The sequence below is a fragment of the Streptomyces sp. genome (assembly GCF_035563135.1).
In the GTDB taxonomy this organism is placed as follows: domain Bacteria; phylum Actinomycetota; class Actinomycetes; order Streptomycetales; family Streptomycetaceae; genus Streptomyces.
Window position 1 is genome coordinate 1 of the sequence record NZ_DATMVN010000412.1, and the last position, 2,604, is coordinate 2,604.

The following is a 2,604-nucleotide window of genomic DNA, read 5'->3' on the forward strand; positions in this document are numbered from 1 at the left end:
TAGGTCGTAGAGCCCGAGCAGCGGCACCGGATAGCCGCCCATCGCGGTGAAGAGGAATCCGCTGAGCGGCATCACGAACAGGAGGATGTAGAGGAGGTAATGGGTGATCCGGGCGAGCGCCGCCTGCCAGGACGGCAGGTCCGCGGGCAGAAGGGGCACCGGGTTGGACCACCGCCAGCCGAGCCGGATCACCGCCAGGACCAGGATCAGCACGCCGACATTCTTGTGCACGAAGTAGAGGACGTTCTGCGTCGTGCCCGGTCCGAACGCGTCCAGTGACAGGCCGACGGGTACCTGGACGAGCAGGATCAGCAGCGCCACCGTCCAGTGCAGGGCGATGCTGACGCCGCCCCACCGCTCCCGTGTGTTCCGCCGCATGGGCCCCCTCCCGTCTCTGCCGCCTGACAGAGTGCCGGCGGAAAGGACGCCCTCGCAAGCGGCCCCTGGATGCGTCGGCCGGACAGCCCCGGCCGGTCGGCAGAATCGGGTAGGAGGGCGCCTTGCGACGTCCCTCCTCCCACACCACCGTGCGAACGGTTCCGTACACGGCGGTTCATGCAGCGTGATTTAGGCGTCGGTGCTGGTCCATGAAGGACAGCAGCCCGAGTTGATCGAAGAAGGCCTTTCGGAAGGCATCGTTCATATGGCTGGCCCCGGCGTTCCACCAGGGGCCGCGTCCGTTCATGGCGGACTGCCATGCGCGTGCCTCGTCGAGGCCTCGCTGCATCAGCCGCGCGGCTCGTGTCCGCGGTCGCTTCCATTGCCGCCACAGGATGCAGCGCAGCTTGCGCCGCAGCCAGCCGTCGAGCGCCTCGAAGATGCCCTTCACCTCCGCCAGCCGGAAGTAGGCCGTCCAGCCGCGCAGGATCGGGGCAAGGTCGCCGGCGGTACGCACCAAGGAGCGTCCACGCCCTTGCCGGAACACGGCCCTGAGCTTGCCCTTGAGACGGTCCACGGCGCGTGCCGCGACCCGCAGGCGCGGCTTCTTGTGGGACGTCACCGTATAGCTCAGGAAGGTGCGTGCCCACGGCCGCTCGACGGCGCTCTTGCCGGCGTTGACTGTGAGCCGCAGCCGCTCGCCGAGGAACCGGGTGATCGAGGCCATGATCCGCTCGCCGGCGCGGCGCGATTGCACATAGACGTTGCAGTCGTCCGCATACCGGCAGAAGGCGTGGCCGCGACGTTCCAGTTCCTTGTCGAGATCGTCGAGCAGGATGTTCGACAGCAGCGGCGACAAGGGGCCGCCCTGGGGCGTTCCCTCGGTCCGTGCCGTCGCCAGCCCGCCCGTCATCATCCCGGCCTGCAGGTAACGGCGAATCAACCGCAGCACCCGCTTGTCCGCGACCCGACGGGCCACCCGCGCCATCAGCACGTCGTGGTTCACCCGGTCGAAGAATTTCTCCAGGTCGAGATCGACCACCCAGCGATGGCCGGCAGCGACATGCGAACGCGCCGCCAGCACCGCCTGATGAGCACTCCGCCCCGGCCGGAAGCCGTAGGAGGATCCGGAGAAGCCAGGATCGAAGAGCGGCAGCAGCACCTGATGCATCGCCTGTTGGATCAGCCGGTCCAGCACCGTGGGGATGCCCAGAAGGCGTGTCCCGCCGCCGGGCTTGGGGATCTCGACCCCGCGCACCGGCATCGGTCGGTACCGATCCGCCAACAGCTCTTCTCTGATGCGCGGCCAGTGCTCGACCAGGTAGGGCTTCAGGTACTCGACGGTCATCCCGTCGATGCCCGCCGCGCCCTTGTTCCCCACGACCCGGTCGTAGGCCGCCATCATGTTCTCGCGGCTGACGATCGCTTCCATCAACCGCACCACCGCTTCCGGTTGGAATGGCCTCGGCCCTGCCGTGGCGCTTGACGCACCCCTGTCCTGCCCCGGCGGCTTCCGGCCGCCGTCCTCGGACCGGGCACGAGGCGTCTCAGCCTCGTCGCCTGCGTCTCCTGTCGCCATCGAAAGGCCGGCACCCGTCCGGCGCTTCATGTTCGGCCCTTCATCGGCTGGTTGGTCCGACTACTATGGCCTCTGCTGACGTCTGCCGCCCCGTCCCGACATCTCTCGACGCCGGTAGCACACCTGCAGGCAGGGGCAGAGCGGCAGACCTCCCAGGGTAAGACGCGTGACCTTCGTGCCATATACTCGGCGCATCTACGGCCGCATCATCCGGGTGATACCGGGCCTCGGGCTCTTTGGCTCCCTCGCCCCGATGCGGACGCCTCATATGCGCTTCCTGTTCGTCGGGCCGGCACTTTGCTTACAGCTTCCTTCAGACCTCGCCTCGCGACGACGCCCTTGCTGTTCGGCTAGCGGTTCCCATCACCAGGGCCCGCAGAGGACTTACACCTCCAAGTCACGGGCCTGACCACCACAGTCAGGCCCTCGGCGCTCACGCGCCTCGCGCCATGCCTGGCGCACCAAAAAGAAGCCCGCTCGGCTTTCGCCGGCGGGCTCTCTCGCGTCGTACCGCCCCTGCCGAGGCGGATCGGTTCAGCGCCTTGCTCGAACGCCGCTGTCCTGTGTCAGCGGCATTCGAAGTCGTGACACGTCACGGATCGATCCGCGCCGTCGCGTAGCCGTTCACGACTTCCTTGCCGTCCTGG

At 67.8% G+C, this 2,604-nt stretch carries 2 protein-coding genes; both read right to left on the minus strand.

Annotated elements, in window-relative coordinates; all coding sequences use genetic code 11:
• The coding region (locus VN520_RS18045) for a cytochrome b (protein ID WP_325747956.1) at window positions 1-378 on the minus strand (378 nt) is incomplete at its 3' end.
• Window positions 379-553: 175 nt separating this feature from the next.
• A complete protein-coding gene (ltrA, locus tag VN520_RS18050) occupies window positions 554-1,810 on the minus strand; it encodes a group II intron reverse transcriptase/maturase (RefSeq protein WP_325747957.1) in 1,257 nt (418 codons plus the stop codon).
• Window positions 1,811-2,604 lie beyond the last annotated feature (794 nt).

Excerpts from the sequence above, each read along its gene's own strand:
- ltrA (WP_325747957.1), bottom strand. The coding sequence starts at position 1,810 with ATGGAAGCGATCGTCAGCCGCGAGAACATGATGGCGGCCTACGACCGG.